We start from the raw sequence: 18,244 nt of genomic DNA on the forward strand, positions 1-18,244 counted from the left end.
AAATTGTTCGACCTCCCGGCCATCAGACATCTGATGGCCGGGAATTTCGAATATAATCAAGTATGCTTTAAGAATTTGGATCGCAGGAGCATAAAGTGGATAATGACGTTATTCTCGAATTTATGAATGTGACCAAACGGTTCCCTGGTGTGGTGGCATTGAACGATGTCTCTTTTGACATTCGCCGGGGTGAGATACATGGTATTTGCGGGGAAAATGGAGCGGGAAAATCCACGTTGATGAAAATACTTTCGGGTGTTTATCCTCATGCGACTTATGAAGGCAAGGTTATTTTCAACGGCGAGGAACTGCAACTTGGGGAGAGCTCCATTCGTGAGGCGGGGGAAAAAGGTATAGCCATTGTTTATCAGGAACTTACATTAGTTCCGATCATGTCGGTCGGTGAGAATGTTTATCTTGGACGTGAACCGGTTGATGGGCAAGCGATCAACTGGAATAAATTGTATGCCGATACAAGGAACATTCTGTCAAATTATGGTTTGGATGTTCCCCCTCACGAGATCGTCAAAAATCTCGGCGTGGGCAAAATGCAAATGGTTGAAATCGCCAAGGCCTTATCGGAAAATGCCAAGGTCTTGATCCTTGATGAACCTACCAGCGCATTGAGCGAAGCGGAAGTGGATAAGTTAATGGATATCCTCAAGACGCTCAAAGAGCATGGTATCACCTGTATTTATATTACCCACAAACTCGAGGAATTTTTCCGTATTACTGATCGTATTACCGTAATGCGCGATGGTAAAGCGGTGGTTACCGAAGCAACAACGAATTTGTCTGTTGAAAAGTTAGTCAGGCATATGGTGGGGCGGGAAATGAAAGAACGTTTCCCGAAAGGGAATCGCAAACCTGCCGAAGTCGTTCTTGAAGTGGAAGGTTTACAAGCAATGGACCCGAACGATGTAAACCGTAAAGTACTGAATGGGGTCAGCTTTAATGTGCGACGCGGCGAAATTTTAGGTATTGCTGGTCTGATGGGGTCAGGGAGGACAGAGCTGGTGATGACCCTCTTTGGCGAGTACGGAAAGATCGTCGATGGCAAGATCAAGATCGGCGGTAAAGATATCAAGCCTCAGAGTGCGCGTGAAGCGATTGATGTGGGGTTGAGTCTCGTTCCCGAAGATCGAAAAGGCATGGGGCTTGTCCTGATCCAATCCATATTGAAGAATATATCCCTGCCCAACCTCGACCAGTTTTCCAACATCTTCCGTATTGATGCGGATGCCGAATTGCAAGCCAGTATGCAACAGGCAAAGAGTTTGACAATTAAAACTCCCAGCTTGGAAGCGTTGGTGGAAACCCTCTCCGGTGGCAACCAACAAAAAGTAGTCATTTCAAAATGGCTGTTGTCAAACCCCACAGTGTTGATCATGGATGATCCGACACGTGGTATTGATGTAGGCGCAAAGTATGAGATCTATAAATTGATGAACGATCTGGCAGAAAAAGGCGTTGCCATCGTGATGATCTCCAGCGAGTTGGAAGAAGTACTTGGTATGAGCGATCGGGTTATGGTGATGTGTCGCGGGCATTCGGCTGGACTTTTATCCATGCAAGAAGCGAATGTCGAACGTATTATGTCCTTAGCGACAGGGATCGCATCCTGAAAATGATCTCGAAATTTGAATGAGGTAAATATGGAATCTACAAAAGCAGAACAATCCAGAATGAGTTTCTCTTCGGAATTCTTCCAGATCATGCGGTCGAATGCCCAAACATATACCATTCTGGTAGCGTTGATCGGTATTTGGTTGATCTTCTTCTTCACAACGGGAGGAACCTACCTCGCGCCGCAAAACGTTTCCAACCTGTTCCGTCAGATGTCGGTCACTTCATTTTTGGCCGTGGGTATGGTGTTGGTGATCGTTACGGGAAATATCGATCTTTCGGTTGGTAAGATGGCAGGCTATGTATCGGTGGTGGTTGCTTATTTGCAAGCCTATACCTGGTACACCTATTTGCCCAACCAGCCTCTCTTGGCGGCTATCCTTTCCGTGTTGATCGGGTTGGGAGTGGGCGCATTGTTTGGCGCACTTCAAGGATATATTATTGCCTATATGCGTGTACCGTCTTTCATCGTCACATTGGCAGGCCAATGGTTGTTCAATGGTTTGATCCTTTTGCGAACTGGTGGAAAGACCATCCCGGCCAATCAACCATGGTTTGAAGATATTGCGCAAGGGTACGTGCCGATCTCTTGGGGTTGGGTATTTGCTGTGGTTGCAATCGGGTTCCTGTTTTGGAATATGTTCCGCAACAGACAGAACAAGCAGAAACATGGTTTTGAGTTGCGTAACATCTACATTGACTTGTTGATCACAGGCTTTATGGCGCTGGTGATCCTTGTCTATGTATACAATGTCAACAGCTACAAAGGCATTCAGAACCCAGTTCTTTTGTTGGCGATCACCTCGCTGATCATGATGTATGTTTCTAACAACACACGTTTCGGTCGTTATTCCTACGCCATTGGCGGTAACAGGGATGCGGCGCGTCTTTCAGGTATCAACATTCGCGCCATGACCTTCAAGATCTTCGTGTTGATGGGCTTCCTCTGCGGTGTGGCTGGTATCGTGTTGGCTTCTTATGTCGGTTACGGTACGATTGCCGCAGGTTCTGGTTACGAGTTGGATGCAATCGCCAGTTGTATTCTCGGTGGAACATCCACTTTGGGTGGTATCGGTACAGTCCCCGGTGCGTTGATCGGAGCGCTCATTATTTCCAGCCTTTCGACTGGTTTGCAGATGATGAACGTGGCCCCCGCATGGCAATATGTTGTAAAAGCCATCGTGTTGGTGCTGGCAGTGCTGGCAGACGTGTACTTCAAGAAAAACCGCTAAGATCAAGTGACAGTCACCGTAGGTGGCTGTCACTTTTTATTTTGAGAACTTATGAAAACAACAAAATTTTTAGGGCAAGATTGTCTTCCATTGGAAAATGGAATCTTGAAATTGCTTGTCACGCAATCTATTGGTCCTCGCATTCTTTCCCTTGGATTTACAGATGGCGAAAACCTGCTGGCTGAACTTCCAGATTTTGTAACAGATTGCCCCGGCACCGGGACGTTCCATTTCTACGGCGGGCATCGTTTGTGGCATGCACCGGAAGATCCCGCCCGTACTTACTTGCCTGATGATGAGCCAGTTGAAATTTCCTCAATTGAAAACGGACTCAAAGTCACGCAACAGACCGAAGCCCAAACTGGTCTGCAAAAATCAATTGAGATTCAGCTGACGGCTGATTCTGCTCAAGTCACACTGGCACATCACCTCACCAACAACGGATTGTGGGACGTGACCTGCGCTCCCTGGGCGATCACGCAATTCAAGACTGGCGGCACAGCGATATACCCTCAGATCAAAGTGGATACGGGTGTGTTACCGAATCGTTCGTTGACCTTGTGGCCTTACACCGATATGACCAACCCGAACGTTCATTGGGGAAGCAACTACATCATTGTACAGGCCCATATGACTTCTCCCTTCAAGATCGGTTTCCCAAATCCGCGTGGGTGGCAGGCCTATTGGTTGAATGGAACTTTGTTCGTTAAGCATGCAGAATTTGTTGAACAGGCAGAGTACTATGATTTTGGTTGCTCCACTGAAAGTTATATAAACGACAAGTTTGTCGAGCTTGAGACCATTGCTCCCATTACAACAATTGCCCCCGGAGCGACTGCAACTCATGTTGAGACTTGGAATTTGTATAAAAATATAGTGTGTCCACAAAACGAAAATGAAGTCCAAGCGCTTGCAGACAAATTAGGATTAGCATAAAAATCCCAAAGGGATGGCAGGATTTTCGAAAAGGTAATGACAGCAGATCCCGAAGGGATGACAGAGAATAATAACTCGTGTCATCCCTTCGGGTTATAGTACACAAGCATAATCGGAGAAAACAATCATGAAATACTTTCTTGGCATAGATACATCCACAACATCAAGTAAGGCATTGTTGATCGATGAACAGGGCAACGTGGTTGCGGTGGCATCCAATCCGCATACACTGCAAACACCCAAGCCGCTTTGGTCAGAACAGGATCCGCGTGAGTGGTGGGTGGCGGTGTCAGCGAGTATCAAGTCTGTTTTGGAGCAGGCAGGCATCAGCGGGGAAGGAGTCGGGGCTGTCGGCTTGACGGGGCAAATGCATGGGTTGGTCCTGTTGGATGATGCGGGCAATGTCCTTCGTCCAGCCATCCTATGGAATGACCAACGCACGCAAGCGCAGTGCGATGAAATCCATCAGATCGTTGGCAAAGAAAAATTTATCAAGATCACAGGCAATGTTGCGCTCACAGGTTTTACTGCGCCGAAAATTTTGTGGGTGAAAGAAAATGAGCCCGATGTGTTTGCAAAGGCGAAGCACGTGTTACTGCCGAAGGATTATGTGCGCCTGAAATTAACAGGCGAGTACGCGATGGATAAGGCCGATGGTGCAGGCACGGTGTTGTTCGATCTCAAGGCGCGTGATTGGTCTGATGAAGTACTTGCCGCACTGGAGATTCCGCGCGCATGGATGCCGAAGACTTTTGAAGGCACCGAGTTCACAGGATATGTGAATGAAGAAGCTGCGGCGCTCACTGGTTTGAAAGTTGGTACGCCAGTTGCCGCAGGTGGTGGCGATCAGGCCGCAGGTGCGGTCGGTGTTGGAGCAGTTGAGGCTGGCATCATCGGTTTGACCGTTGGTACGAGTGGCGTTGTGTTTGCAACCACGCCCTCTGCGTTGATCGAACCCGAAGGCAGACTGCATGCGTTTTGTCATGCGGTGCCGGGCATGTGGCACTTCATGGGTGTGATGCTTTCAGCGGCAGGAAGTTTGCAGTGGTATCGCGATACGCTTGCGCCCGATGTGAGTTTTGATGACTTGTTGAAAGAAGCTGAAGCGGTCCCCGCTGGTAGTGAGGGACTCCAATTCCTACCGTATCTCTCCGGCGAACGCACGCCTCATCCCGACCCGTTGGCTAGAGGCGCTTTCATTGGGCTGACTCTCCGCCACAGCCGCGCGCACATGACACGTGCCGTATTGGAAGGCGTTGCCTTCGGTTTAAAAGATAGCTTTACATTGATTCAAAATGCAGGCTTGGGCGCGATCACACAAGTCCGTGGCTCAGGTGGCGGGACGAAGGGTGCATTGTGGCGGCAGATCATGGCTTCAGTGTTGAATGCGGAGTTGGTCACCGTCAACACCACGGAAGGTGGTGCCTATGGTGCGGCATTACTTGCTGGTGTTGGGGCAGGGGCATGGAGTGACGTGGTGACTGCGTGCAAGGCGTGCATCAAGATCACGGGGAGTACGCAACCTATCCCTGCTGACGTAGCCGTGTATCAAAAGGCATATGCGGTGTACCAGGAGCTGTACCCAATCTTGAAGTCCACGTTTGTGAAGATGTAAGTTACGTTCTAGAGTGATTAAACACAGATGGATGCTGTTATTGCGCCATCTGTGTTTTTAATTTAACAAATATGTACGATTCTGCATCGGGATGGTAATGAGCCTTTAGAATAGGTTGCGTATAATTTATAATTGGAGTCAATGATATGAGATGCTCGTATGGACATCTATGAATAACAAGTACCAGTTCCCACAACGCAGCTTTTTTGATTATGTAGGGGAAAGAAAGGCCGCAAAATACCACCCCTGGATCATTGTTGGGTTGGTTGTGTTATACCTCGTTAGTTTTCCTGTTTTAAAAGCTCCTATTCTAGTTACCATACCGGTCGTTGTATATGCCTGGTTCTATTATCGTAAGGGTGGATTCATCGCAAGTATGTTTGCTATCGGCGTTAATATCATCTTGATTAATGTATATCTGGACAAAGTGACCTGGGGTGATTTGTCAAATGTTAGCAACGGCCTCTTGTTTGGCTATCTTTTTGTCCTACTTGTTTCTATTGGAGCTGGTTACCTTCGCGAGATTATTGAAGGCTATTATCACGCAACTAAACAGCTCTATAAGCGAGAAAGACATCTTGTTTTGACGAACATGGCCACCAAGGATATCCTGGCAGGTGACAACCTGCGAGATATTTATTATCGGTTGCTTACACACTTAACCAATCTCTTCACCGCAGATTATGCCTATCTCACCCGCTACGATGATGCATCACATAAAATATACATTGTAGATACCACCCGACCCTCCCAACAGCCGATTCAGAACACTCTCTTGGAACCGGGAGAAGCGGATGTTGTCATGTCGGTGTTTGATGGTGGGCATGTATTATTCATTGATGATGTGCCGCAATTTGCATCTATAAACGAGATCCCTAAATTCAAAACGTTTCACGAGACCACCCGTTCTGCAGTGTTGGTACCGTTGATCACGCAGGATTATAGATTCGGCGTAGCCATCCTTGGATTTGATGTGCCACATGTCTTTGATAGCGAAGAGATCAATTACATCGAGTTGACGAGTCGCCAGATCACCCTTGCGTTGAGAAGTATCCATCAGGAACGCATGATCAACAAACAGTTGAAAGAGGCAAAGACGCTTGCCAGCATCGAACACGCACTCAGCAAGGTGGAACGGACCGGCGTGAATGCTGTGCTTCAATTGATCGTGGATGCCGCAAAGGATATGATTCCCAACACCCAGCGTGTTGTATTGCATCTGCTGGATGAAGATCGCAAATACCTTGTGCCGCGTGCGGTGACAGGCGATAGTAACCGGTTGACATCCAGATTGCGCATGCTTTCAGGGGAGGGGATTGCAGGGCAGGTGATCGTCACTGGTGAAGTGACAACCATTGCTGATATCAGAGCCGATCAGCGCTTTATAAGCCAAACCTCGCAACCAGCTTTTCGGTCCCTTATTGTGGTCCCTATTCAGAGTAATGAAAGGCGTATTGGAACCATCAGCGCCCAAAGTGAGGAAATAGGGATTTTCGGCCCCGATGAAACCAACCTGCTCAGTGCGTTGGGAGCACAGGTAGCCATCGCTATCGAGAATGCCAACTTACTCGAAACAACCCAGCAGAACTATAAAAAGATCAATACGCTGTATCATCTCACCCAGAATCTGGCCACGTCCTTGGATGTGGACCAGTTGATGAAAGACACCGTCGAATTTTTACAAAGTGTCTTTGGGTATTATCACATTCAGATCTACATCATTGATAACGAAAAAGGACGCCTTGTAGCACGACACGGCGCTGGAGTGATCGGTAACCGATTGGGCGAAGAGGGATATTCCCTTCCGGTAGGTGCGGGTACGATTGGCCATGTGGCTGAAACCGGCAAACCTTTCTTTACCAATACTGTGGAAGATGTGGTTTTCTTTGTACGGAACCCGTATTTGCCGGATACTCACTCTGAAATGGTTTTGCCCATCACCATTAACGACAAAATGTGGGGTGTATTGAACATTCAGGAAGTCCCATCAAACCCGATCTACAAGAAAGATATGAAGTTGATGGAAGCGGTGACACAACACCTCGCCATTGCCATTCAGACCGCCACTCTATATACCGAACTGCAAAACTCCTTGCGGCAGGAAAAAAACATCCGTGCACAATTGATCCAATCCGAACGTTTGGCGGTGGTGGGACGTTTGTTGGCTTCCGTTTCACATGAACTCAATAATCCATTGCAAGCTATTCAGAATGCCCTTTTCCTCCTCAAGGATGAGGAGAAACTTTCAGAGCAGGGCTATCAAGATATGGAAGTCATCCTTTCGGAGACCGAGCGTATGGCATCCATGATCGGTCGTCTGCGCGACACCTACCGCACAACACAAGCCGGGGAATTCAGGGATGTAAACATTAATACTATCGTTGAAGATGTTGTCGCATTGATTTCTACCTACATGCGCCACAGAAAGATCGCCTTTGAATTTTTCCCCGAGTCAGAACTCCAACCGATCTCCGGTATATCCGAACAGATCCGTCAGGTGATGTTGAACTTGTTTATGAATGCCATTGAGTCGATGCACAAGGGAGGGAAGATCATCGTTCAGACTCATAATGTTGAAGAACACGATCAAGTCATGCTCTCTGTGACCGATACCGGCACTGGGATTTCACCTGAAGTCTTCAATGAAATTTTCGACCCATTTGTCACAAATAAGAAAACAGGCACAGGCCTTGGTTTAACCATTACACGTGATATTGTTTTGCATCACCACGGCGATATCCGCGCCGAGAACAACCCACAGGGCGGGGCCACTTTCCGGGTCTGGTTCCCTGTAAAGGAACGGGTGAAAGAATGATCACATCTGGTCGTATCCTTGTGATTGACGATGAACCGTCTCTGCGGCAATCGTTCACACGCATCCTTCAAAAAGAGGGATACGATGTTACAACGGCCGCAAACGGAATGGATGGCATCTCGCTTGTCTCTGAACATCCATTTGACCTTGTCTACCTTGATATCCGCATGCCAGATATGAATGGCCTCGATGTTCTCAAAGCCATCCACGAAAAATTTCCTGACCTGTCTGTCATCCTCTTCACTGCCCAACCCGATCTCAACTCGGCTCTTGATGCGTTACGTCATGGAGCTAAAGATTATTTATTGAAGCCTCTCAAGCCGCAAGTGTTAATTGACCATACACAAACTGTCCTCGCCAATCAACAAAAGGAACGCCGCAAACGCGAAATTCAACAGAAGATAGATGCTCTACAAAGCGAGCTTGCCGCACTTGATAACGATACAACCGTACAACAAAAAGAATCGCAACCCGAAGCGCATACATCGGGAGATCGCTTCCTCAAACGGGGCGACCTTACTCTTGACCTCCTGGCTCGTCGGTTGAGCGTGCAGGGGACCTTTGTTGAGCTTCCGCCTACATCCTTCGATTACCTGTTGGTGTTGGCTCGCCACACACCCAATGTGGTCGATTACCAGACTATGGTCTCAGAAGCGCAAGGGTATGAAACCGATGCACGCGAGGCCCAGGAATTGACCAAATGGCATGTTCATAACATTCGGCAGGCCATTGAAACAGACACACGCAGACCAAACTATGTGATCAATGTACGGGGGACAGGTTACAGGCTTGTGGCAGATTAAGAAGATCTCGTTTTCAGGGGTGAAAAAAAGCTTTTGACTAAAAACCCGCTTCCAGCTTGGACCTGAGGCGGGTTCTTCGTCCCCCCAACTTTTCCCAACTTTATCCTCTTTTTCCTATCGGTTGTAAGACAACTTTATAGGAAAATTATACCGATGAAAAGAGGCTTTGAATGGGCAAAACGATCAAGATCCTTGTAGTGGATGACCACCCCAATACAGCAAGCACGCTGGCACGTGCGCTCTCGCAACTTGGTCCCAATGTGGACGTGCGATCAGCCACGAACGGTCACGAAGCGCTCGAGCAAGTGAATGATGGCGCCGTGGATATTTTGCTAACCGACATGATCATGCCGGAAATGACCGGTTTGGAACTGATTGAAAAATTACACAGTCACCCTGCCGGGCGGCCAGCAGTTTCATTCCTCATGACCGCCTATGATGTGCCTGGTTTGAAAGTGACCGCGCAACGATTGAAAGTAAAAGAAGTGGTCATTAAGCCGGTTCACCCTGAACGGGTTCGCGAATTGGTCACCAAAGCCATGAGCGAAATCGGGCAGGCTATTGCTGTTAATAAGAAAGATACCCCCGCTAGAAAAACGTTTAATATTTTGATCGCAGACGATCACCCAGAGAATGTCACATTGCTGGCCCGGTATATGGTGAACGAGGGATATTCCTATATCGGCGCGAAGGATGGTTTGGATGCGCTTGAGAAGGTCCGTTCTCAAATGCCCGATCTCGTTCTGCTCGATGTGAATATGCCACATAAGGATGGTTTTGCGGTTTTAAAGGAAATCCGTGAAGACCCGGCTACGGAACATATCCCGGTCATTATTCTCACGGCCGCTCGCCTCGACTCAAAGGATGTGCAGTCTGGGTTCAATATGGGCGCCGATGATTACGTCACCAAGCCTTTTGATCGTCGCGAATTGCTGGCACGTATTCATTCAAAGTTGCGCGTGAAGGAAGCAGAGGATGTTATTCGCCGACGCAACCGTGAATTGAATTTGTTGCCCGAGATCGGCAAAGAGTTAAGCGCTCGCCCGAATATCGATGAATTGGCCGATATCATATTGCGGCGTACAGTGGAAACACTGGGGGCCATGCAAGGACATGTTTTCATCTTCAATGAGAAAGCTCCCTTTCACAGGGAATATCACCTTGATGCTGTTTCATCGAGCACAGCAACGCAACTTCCTCCGTTGAATGATCTCGTTGGGAAGGTTAAGGAAACTCGTCAGAGTTTGATCATTGCTGATACAGAAACCGATACATTCTGGCAGGGTGGTCCGGATACTCCTGTCAAATCAGCGATTATTGTCCCGATGTTTGGGCGGCATGATTTGATCGGTCTCCTCATCTTGACCCATGAACAGACTGGATATTTCAACCTCGACCACCAACTCCTTTTGCAGGCGATTACCAGTCAGGCCTCTATTGCTGTGGAGAATGCCCAGTTGTATTCGAGCGTTGCAAAAGAACAATTGAGGTTGAATGCCGTTTTGCAAAGTGCGGCCGACGCCATTTTAGTTTTTGATGCAGATGGTTGTTTGTCGCTGTTGAACCCAGCTGGTGAAAAACTGTTTGCTGGTTACGATGCGAAACTTGGCTTACCCCTGGCTCGTGGGCGCGGATACGACTCATTGATCGAATTGCTTGAAACTGCCAGCGAAACATCCAAACCAACCACTGGCGAATTTATCTCTCCCAATAAACAGGCATTTTCTGCTCTGCTGACTCCTATTGAGAATGGTGGGTGCGTTGCTATTTTGCATGATGTGACCCACTTCAAAGACCTTGAACGGGTCAAGAATGAGTTTGTGGCAACCGCTTCTCATGATCTGAGAAATCCGATCACTTCGATCAAGGGATATGCCCAGCTCATCATGTTTGGCGGTGAGTTGAATGAAAACCAAACGGATTTTGTGCAACGTATTTTGCGTGGCACCACTCATATGAGTGAACTTGTTGAGAATATGCTTGATCTCGCAAAAATGGATCTCGGCCTCGAACGTAAGAATGATGAGGTGGATATCCACAGTTTGCTTCTGCAAACGGCTGATGAGTTCAAACCGCAAGCTGATTTGAAAGGGCAGAAGCTTTTGCTCGAGGAAACAGTATCCAGCCCGAAGGTTAGAGGTGATGCGTTCCAGTTGGGACAGGTATTGCACAATCTGGTAGGGAATGCAATCAAGTACACACCCAATGAGGGCACAGTCCATTTATCTTTGCAGGTAGATGATTGTCATGTGAGCATCCGTGTGCAGGATACCGGTTATGGAATTCCCGCCAGCGATCTGCCACATATCTTCGACCGTTTTTATCGCGTCCGTAATAGTGGACATGATGATATTGAAGGAAACGGCCTGGGGTTGGCTATTGTGAAGGCTATTGCCGAGCAACACGGTGGTGATGTGAGCGTTGAAAGCGAACTGCGGAAAGGCTCATGTTTTATCCTGACCCTGCCAGTTGTTGTGGCGGAAACCGCCGCACTTGAAATGAATGAAAGTGAAATCCGTCGTTAATTTTACGGAGATGGAAAATGAATTTGATATCTACTTCCAGAATTAAAATCCCCAATTCGATCCAGCAAGTTATCAACCGCTTCTTGAATTTTTGGCGTAACTTGAATCTGGCACGCAAATTGTTACTTGTTTTCATCGTGATGGCTTTTCTTGCGTTGGTGGTCGGTGTTGTTGCCAACATCGGTTTGTTGAGTACGCAGACATCCTATAACAAGGCCATTTCAGAAGGTCAGCAGATGAAATTGTTGGCCCTGGATGTGGATAACGACATGTTGATTGCACGTCGCCTCGAAAAAGACTTCATCGCGAGATGGACGATCGAGGGCTACGACACTGCATATCAGAACTATGTGGTGCCTCACCAAGCCATAATGGGGGAAGTGCGAGAACATGTTGAAGAACTTAATGCATTCGCGTTTGCTGTTGAAGATGGCTTGTCGGATTCGTATACGCGAAGACAATACGAATTTGATTTGAAACAATTGAATACAAACATTGATTCGTATGAAGAAAATTTCCAGCAAATTGTTAAAGCCAATAAAGAAAAAGGTTTTAAAGATACCGGTGTAGCTCGTAAATTTAATGACGCCGTGAACAGCCTTGAAGAAAGAATTTATACGAGCAAAACTGCTGACCCGTTCACGTTGAGTGGCGTTCCTGATGAATTACGGGTTGGGGAACGCCTCAAGTATCAGCAGGAATTGGACGCGATGGTGATTACTGTGCTCCAAGTCCGCGGTTATGAAAGAGAATATTTTTTGCGTGGTGAACAGGCATCTATTGATAATTTGAATCAACAGGCGCAACTATTAAAACGACAGATAGCATCCTCTATATATCTTAGCGACGTAGATAAACAGCAATGGCGAGACCTTTCTGATCGGTACCTTGTTGCCTTCGAAGCGGTGGTGGCAAAGGATGCTCAAATTGCCAAACTTACCGATGCTTTATCTGAAGCGGCAAGCAATACCGAACCGCTAATCAAAAAAATAACCGATGCTGGTACGGAATTGGGCGATATTGATGTTGCGCAGGCAAAGTCGAATAGTGCCCGGACCCTTGTGTTTTCATCTGTCACACTTGTGGTTGCTTTGCTGTTCTCTGGCTTTTTGGCGGTGACGCTTTCTCGCCAGATCACCCAGCCGATTTTGCTCTTGACCAAAACAGCGCAGGAATTGGAAACAGGGAACTACGATGCGTATGCCGATGTCTCTTCTGGTGATGAGATTGGAACATTGGGATATGCATTCAACAGCATGGCCGAAAGGTTGAAAACAACGATCGCAAGTTTGGCGAGACGAACTCAGATGCTTTCCATTTCCACAGATATCAGCCGCCGGTTATCGGCATTGTTGACACAGGAAGAACTGGTTGATGCGGTGGTGGAGCAGGTACAGTCAGCTTTCAATTATTATCACGCGCACATTTACCTGCTTGATGAAGAGAGCGGCGATTTAATGATGGCAGGTGGCACTGGCGAAGTTGGGAAACTGATGTTAGCAAATGGGCACAAGGTACTCAAAGGGAAGGGATTGGTGGGACGTGCCGCAGAAGCCGGTGTAGCTGTGTTGGTATCTGATACATTATCGGACCCGAACTGGTTGCCTAATCGTCTACTTCCAGAGACCAAATCGGAAGTAGCTGTCCCCATCATTATTGCCAATAAGATCATGGGTGTATTAGATGTACAACATGATGTAGCAAATGGTTTAAGCCAGGATGATGCTGATCTGCTGTTATCTATTGCGAACCAGTTTGCTATTGCTCTCAGAAACGCCCGTTCCTATGCAGATGTGCAAACGCGGGCAGAGCGTGAGGCATTGATCACCTCCATTAGTCAGAAGATACAAAGCGCTTCTACAGTAGAAAGCACCTTGCAAGTGGCCGTTCGTGAGATTAGCCAGGCTCTTGGTGCACAACACACTCGTGTGTTATTGAAAATGACTGAGAAGAATGGAAATAAAGGTTAAACCATGGAAACAACAGTAACGGTAAACCAACCCCGAAAAACACGAAGCCTGACAACCACGTTGGCGTTCAGCTTTTTCATTTTGAGTGCTGTAGTGCTTCTGATTTCCAATACTTTGCAGGTTATATTGAGCGTACAAACTCAACAGGCAGAGATTACGGAACGACAGGTTCTGATCGCAGAGAATGCTGGCAAAAGTGTGAAGAACTTCATCCAGGGAAAGTTCACTACCATGGAAACAGCCGCAAACTTTGCGAACCTGGCAAAGGCATCTTATGATGATCGTATTGCGGCTATGAATGGCATGCTCGGGATTGACCCATCCTTCAAACAGATCAGTATGTGGAGCAGTAGTCAATTCTTGCAAGCATATGTTTCCCGATCATCACAGGAGCCGACTCATCAGTTTACAGTTCAGCTCAATGGCCGATCGTTTTCTGCGTTGTCCATGGGTGAGCGGTTTTTTATCGGTCCGGTCTATTTCGATGAAGAAACTGCTGAGCCATTAATTACCCTTGCGCTTCCCTATAAAACTGCCTTGGGAGATTATCAAGGTATTTTGCAAAATGAAGTGAGTCTTAAATTCCTTTGGGATTTGGTGGACCAGATCAAGGTTGGCGAAACAGGTTATGTATATGTGGTGGATAATCACGGAACTTTGATTGCCGCCAAAGATAGGGGACGTGTTTTAAGAGGCGACAATGTTAGCCTAATCCCGGAAGTACAGGAATTTTTGCATAACCCATCCGAGGACGCCGATGTAACACCGGAGGTGGCAAGTTATATTGGTTTGAATGGGGAAGAAGTTGTGGGGTCGTATGTCCCATTAGGAACACCTAATTGGGCACTTATTATTGAATTACCACAGAAGGAAGCCTACCGGAATGTGACATCTTTGATATGGCAGTCGTCTGCTTTGATCTTGGGAATGGCATTGTTGGCGGCTCTTGCTGGCTATTGGGGTGCAAGACGGACTGCGGCACCGCTGGTGGAACTTTCTGTTGTTGCATCAGAAGTTGCAAAAGGTAACCTTGATACACAGGCAAATGTAAGAGGCGCTACAGAACTTGTTGAACTAGCCTCATCGTTCAATAATATGACTTCCCAATTGCGCGGATTGATCGGATCGCTTGAACAACGTGTGGCAGACCGTACCAAGGCTTTGGCGACTTCCACTGAAGTCAGTCGTCGTATTTCAACGATTCTCGATAAAGATCAACTGGTCAAGGAAGTAGTGGAAGAGGTGCGATCTGCATTCAATTATTACCATGCTCATATCTATCTACTCGATGAAAAGAGCGGTAACTTGATGTTGGCTGGTGGTACCGGTGAAGCCGGTAAACAAATGATGGCAAATGGACATATGGTTCTCAAAGGGAAAGGCTTGGTAGGGCGCTCGGCAGAAACAAACTCGATTGTATTGGTATCTGATACGGTTGCTGATCCAAATTGGCTGCCGAATCCTTTGTTGCCTGAAACCAAATCTGAAGTGGCAGTACCTATCTCTGTCGGTAGTCAGGTGCTGGGAGTGTTGGATGTGCAACACAATATTGTGAACGGTTTGACGCAAAACGATGCAGACTTGTTGTTGTCGATTGCGAGTCAGTTCGCTGTCGCTGTACGAAATGCCCGCTCGTATGCCGATGTGCAGGCACGGGCTGAGCGTGAAGCGTTGATTGCGTCCATTGGGCAAAAGATCCAGAGTACATCTACAGTGGAAAGCGCCTTGCAGGTTGCCATCCGTGAGGTGGGGCGTGCGCTTGGTGCACAAGATACCCGTGTGACGTTGAAAGTGCCGGAAAACAATGGCAAAGGTCAGAGGAATTGATCCTATGGAAACATCTCCTAATCAATCACCCAAAGAAAATAAGAATGATCCCACTCGCGAGAAAATGGAAAAGCGGGTAAAGAATCTGTTTGCAGAGCAGGAGCCACCTTCTTATGCGAGCAACCGCGAGGTGGATGCTTTAAAACAACGCATCGCCGACTTGGAAGCGATGTTGGCGCAAAAAGCTGAAGATGTTGAACATAACGATGAACAGGTTTTACCATCTCCAGCAGAGACATCTGCTTCGGAATATGATGTTCAACCGAACCGTAAAGAATCAGCAATCCCTGTGCAACTGGATGAAGCACCTCGGGGGTTACGTGCCATATTCTCAAGTATGTTTGATCGCTTGAGTTATCCACGTAAATTCGTGATTATCAGCTTGTTGTTCTTGTTACCTTTGATAGCTTTTTACCCATTGGTCAATGAACAAGTCCAGCGAATTGGAAACTATGGCTATCAGGAATCACGTGGCGCGGATTACCTCTTTGTGTTAAATCATGTTTTGAGTGATGTTCAACTTTATCAGATTGACAGTGCGAGGTATTCTGCAGGTGAAATCCCACTAGCAGACCTAAAAGCTAGTGAAGCCAATGTGGATGCATCTCTAACAGAACTTGCACAGGTTCATGCAAAAAATAGCGTGGTATTAGGGTTGTCGAGTGAGGCATCCCAGCTCATAGCTGAATGGCAGGGGATCAAAGGTAATACAGATAGCGAGACTGCCCTTTCATTGCAAGCCCAACTTGTTGCTGACATTCAGGCGTTGATCTTCAAGGTTGGAAATAATTCCTATCTGATCCTCGATCCAGACCTGGATACTTACTACACTATGGACGCGGTATTGCTTAAGATACCGGAAAACCAGGTTTTGCTTTCGCAAATCTTGCAGTTGACCAGTAACGGAGCTCGTTCGAAGGCTTTTACCATCGAACAAAAGGCTCAATTAAACTCGTTGATGGGTCGCTACAAAAGTAATCTGGATGCCATGAATAACAATATTGCGACTGCTTTGCAGAATAATCAATCTGGTCAGATGGCTTCGCTTATTGGGTCGTCACTGTTAACGTATACTTCTTCGTCTCAAGACTATCTCGCCAAACTGGAACAGCAATTTATCACTTCTCCAACTATTAATGTTGATACAAGAACATTGATTACAGATGGACAGCAGTTGATGTCTGCGCAGGAAGGTCTGTATGATAACGTTTCGAGTGCTTTGCAGTCTGGCATACGTGGACGTATCAATTCCCTTGCCACTCGTCTGTTTCTTACACTTAGCCTTGCTCTGACAACAGCGATCATAGCCTTTATGATCGGTTTGACGACCATGCGCGCAATTAGCCGACCATTGCAAAATATTACTCTGGCGGCAGAACGTGTCGCTTCTGGTGATCTGGATGCCCGCGTGAAAGTGCTGAGTCGTGATGAAATTGGACAGACGGCTCAAGCCTTCAATATGATGGCTGACCATCTACATGAGACCTTAAACACCCTGTCGGATCGTACTCATGATCTGATGTTGGCCGCTGAAGTCAGTCAACAAATTTCCAAGGTGGATGAGATCGATGCGCTTCTTATCAATGCGGCCGCACTTATTCGACAACGCTTCAATTTATATTATGTCCAGATTTACCTGTTGGATGGCACGGGAAGTAATTTGGTTCTTCGTGCAGGTACGGGTGAAGTGGGGCAGGAGCTTTTACGGCGTAATTTCCATCTTCCGTTGAACGTTGTATCTCTTAACGGCACTGCTGTTGCAAAGAAGCGCGCTGTGATCATCTCAGATACTACTCAAACAGCTGATTTTCGTCCGAATCCCTTGCTTCCTGAAACACGCTCAGAAATGTGTGTTCCGCTTCTCTCAGCCGATGGTGTGGTAGGAGTATTAGATTTGCAGAGCCAGCGCTCTGGAACTTTCTCTGAACAAACTCTGCCTGTGTTCAATACACTAGCGGCCCAGATTGCTGTTGCTATTCAAAACGCTGCTTTGTTCCAACAAGTTGAACAAGGTCGTATGTTAATTGAAGAACAATCCCGCCGTCTTACACGATCGGGCTGGCGTGAATTTCTGGATGCTATTGAGCGCAGTGAAACCATTGGGTATGACTTTGACCGGACCGAGATTCAACCTGTCACTGGAACTGAATTTACGAATGTGGGTGCTTTGCTTAATATTCCTATAGAAATATCAGGGGTGCACATTGGTAGCGTACAGTTGACGGATATCGAAACTCGAAAATGGTCAACAGAAGAGACCGAAGTGGTCCAGACTATCATGTCTCGTGTGGCTCAACATATTGAGACTCTACGCCTGTTGGCTCAGGCCGAAAGGTACCGCCATGAGGCAGAAGAGGCGATTCGTCGCCTCACTCGTGAAGGTTGGGATGGTTATTTGGAAGCCAACAGGGAGGATCATACAGGTTTTGCCTATGATCAAAACCGTGTCTATCCAGTGGAGACAGACATGGATGCCCAAGGGAACGACACCTCAGGAAAAGTTCACTATCTCAAGGTTCGTAATGAGGTTATTGGCCAATTTTCTGTCAATCATGAAAATGGATCTGCAGATGGCTCAGACGAGATTCTTTCAGCTATCACAGCTCAACTAAGTTCCCATATTGAGAATCTCCGCCTCTCTACGTCCAATATGAGATTATTAAAATCGACCGAGGAACGGGCGAAACGAGAGCAGATATTACGACAGGTCACCATTGCATTACGCAACTCAACCAATCCTGCAAAGATCATGCAAACTGCTGTAAAAGAAGTTGGAAATATTCTGAAGCGTAAGACCATTATCCAGATGGAAAATGCCGATGCCCTTAAGGGTAACGGAAATGAAGTAAGTCCATCTGGAATCACTTCTGAAAAGAATAGTTCGAGGTAATGACA

At 47.0% G+C, this 18,244-nt stretch carries 10 protein-coding genes; all 10 read left to right on the forward strand.

Features of this window, described 5'->3' with window-relative positions; all coding sequences use genetic code 11:
* Positions 1 to 122: 122 nt before the first annotated feature.
* The 10 genes from IPP66_08005 to IPP66_08050 all read left to right on the forward strand — a co-directional run bounded on the left by IPP66_08005 (position 123) and on the right by IPP66_08050 (position 18,239).
* Positions 123 to 1,625 carry an ATP-binding cassette domain-containing protein gene (locus IPP66_08005; GenBank protein ID MBK9925222.1) on the forward strand — a complete coding sequence of 501 codons (1,503 nt, stop codon included), beginning with the start codon at positions 123 to 125 and terminating at the stop codon, positions 1,623 to 1,625.
* Between the two features lie 30 nt (positions 1,626 to 1,655).
* Positions 1,656 to 2,858, forward strand: coding sequence for a sugar ABC transporter permease (locus IPP66_08010; GenBank protein MBK9925223.1), 1,203 nt, complete (start codon positions 1,656 to 1,658; stop codon positions 2,856 to 2,858).
* A 51-nt stretch (positions 2,859 to 2,909) separates the two neighbouring features.
* Positions 2,910 to 3,794 (forward strand): hypothetical protein, encoded by an 885-nt coding sequence (locus IPP66_08015; protein ID MBK9925224.1) that lies wholly within the window; start codon positions 2,910 to 2,912, stop codon positions 3,792 to 3,794.
* Between the two features lie 127 nt (positions 3,795 to 3,921).
* Complete coding sequence (xylB, locus tag IPP66_08020) at positions 3,922 to 5,409, forward strand: xylulokinase (GenBank protein MBK9925225.1); 1,488 nt, start codon at positions 3,922 to 3,924, stop codon at positions 5,407 to 5,409.
* A gap of 169 nt (positions 5,410 to 5,578) precedes the next feature.
* The gene (locus IPP66_08025) at positions 5,579 to 8,224 is read left to right on the forward strand and encodes a GAF domain-containing protein (protein MBK9925226.1); all 2,646 of its coding nucleotides are present in this window, start codon (positions 5,579 to 5,581) and stop codon (positions 8,222 to 8,224) included.
* On the forward strand, positions 8,221 to 9,027 hold the full coding sequence (locus IPP66_08030) for a response regulator transcription factor (GenBank protein MBK9925227.1): 807 nt from the start codon (positions 8,221 to 8,223) through the stop codon (positions 9,025 to 9,027). Before IPP66_08025 ends, IPP66_08030 begins: the two co-directional genes overlap by 4 nt.
* Positions 9,028 to 9,197: 170 nt before the next feature.
* Positions 9,198 to 11,552 carry a response regulator gene (locus tag IPP66_08035; GenBank protein ID MBK9925228.1) on the forward strand — a complete coding sequence of 785 codons (2,355 nt, stop codon included), beginning with the start codon at positions 9,198 to 9,200 and terminating at the stop codon, positions 11,550 to 11,552.
* A 17-nt stretch (positions 11,553 to 11,569) separates the two neighbouring features.
* Positions 11,570 to 13,522 (forward strand): GAF domain-containing protein, encoded by a 1,953-nt coding sequence (locus tag IPP66_08040; GenBank protein ID MBK9925229.1) that lies wholly within the window; start codon positions 11,570 to 11,572, stop codon positions 13,520 to 13,522.
* 3 nt (positions 13,523 to 13,525) lie between these two features.
* Positions 13,526 to 15,349, forward strand: coding sequence for a GAF domain-containing protein (locus IPP66_08045; GenBank protein ID MBK9925230.1), 1,824 nt, complete (start codon positions 13,526 to 13,528; stop codon positions 15,347 to 15,349).
* A 4-nt stretch (positions 15,350 to 15,353) separates the two neighbouring features.
* Entirely contained in the window at positions 15,354 to 18,239 is a 2,886-nt protein-coding gene (locus IPP66_08050) for a HAMP domain-containing protein (protein ID MBK9925231.1), read from the forward strand.
* Positions 18,240 to 18,244: the final 5 nt, after the last annotated feature.

Origin of the sequence: Candidatus Defluviilinea proxima, from assembly GCA_016721115.1 — a bacterium.
GTDB lineage: Bacteria > Chloroflexota > Anaerolineae > Anaerolineales > Villigracilaceae > Defluviilinea > Defluviilinea proxima.

Bases quoted from the DNA above. Each gene is read 5' to 3' on its own strand.
- IPP66_08005 (MBK9925222.1), top strand. From the start codon at position 123: ATGAATGTGACCAAACGGTTCCCTGGTGTGGTGGCATTGAACGATGTC.
- IPP66_08010 (MBK9925223.1), top strand. From the start codon at position 1,656: ATGGAATCTACAAAAGCAGAACAATCCAGAATGAGTTTCTCTTCGGAA.
- IPP66_08015 (MBK9925224.1), top strand. From the start codon at position 2,910: ATGAAAACAACAAAATTTTTAGGGCAAGATTGTCTTCCATTGGAAAAT.
- xylB (MBK9925225.1), top strand. From the start codon at position 3,922: ATGAAATACTTTCTTGGCATAGATACATCCACAACATCAAGTAAGGCA.
- IPP66_08025 (MBK9925226.1), top strand. From the start codon at position 5,579: ATGAATAACAAGTACCAGTTCCCACAACGCAGCTTTTTTGATTATGTA.
- IPP66_08030 (MBK9925227.1), top strand. From the start codon at position 8,221: ATGATCACATCTGGTCGTATCCTTGTGATTGACGATGAACCGTCTCTG.
- IPP66_08035 (MBK9925228.1), top strand. From the start codon at position 9,198: ATGGGCAAAACGATCAAGATCCTTGTAGTGGATGACCACCCCAATACA.
- IPP66_08040 (MBK9925229.1), top strand. From the start codon at position 11,570: ATGAATTTGATATCTACTTCCAGAATTAAAATCCCCAATTCGATCCAG.
- IPP66_08045 (MBK9925230.1), top strand. From the start codon at position 13,526: ATGGAAACAACAGTAACGGTAAACCAACCCCGAAAAACACGAAGCCTG.
- IPP66_08050 (MBK9925231.1), top strand. From the start codon at position 15,354: ATGGAAACATCTCCTAATCAATCACCCAAAGAAAATAAGAATGATCCC.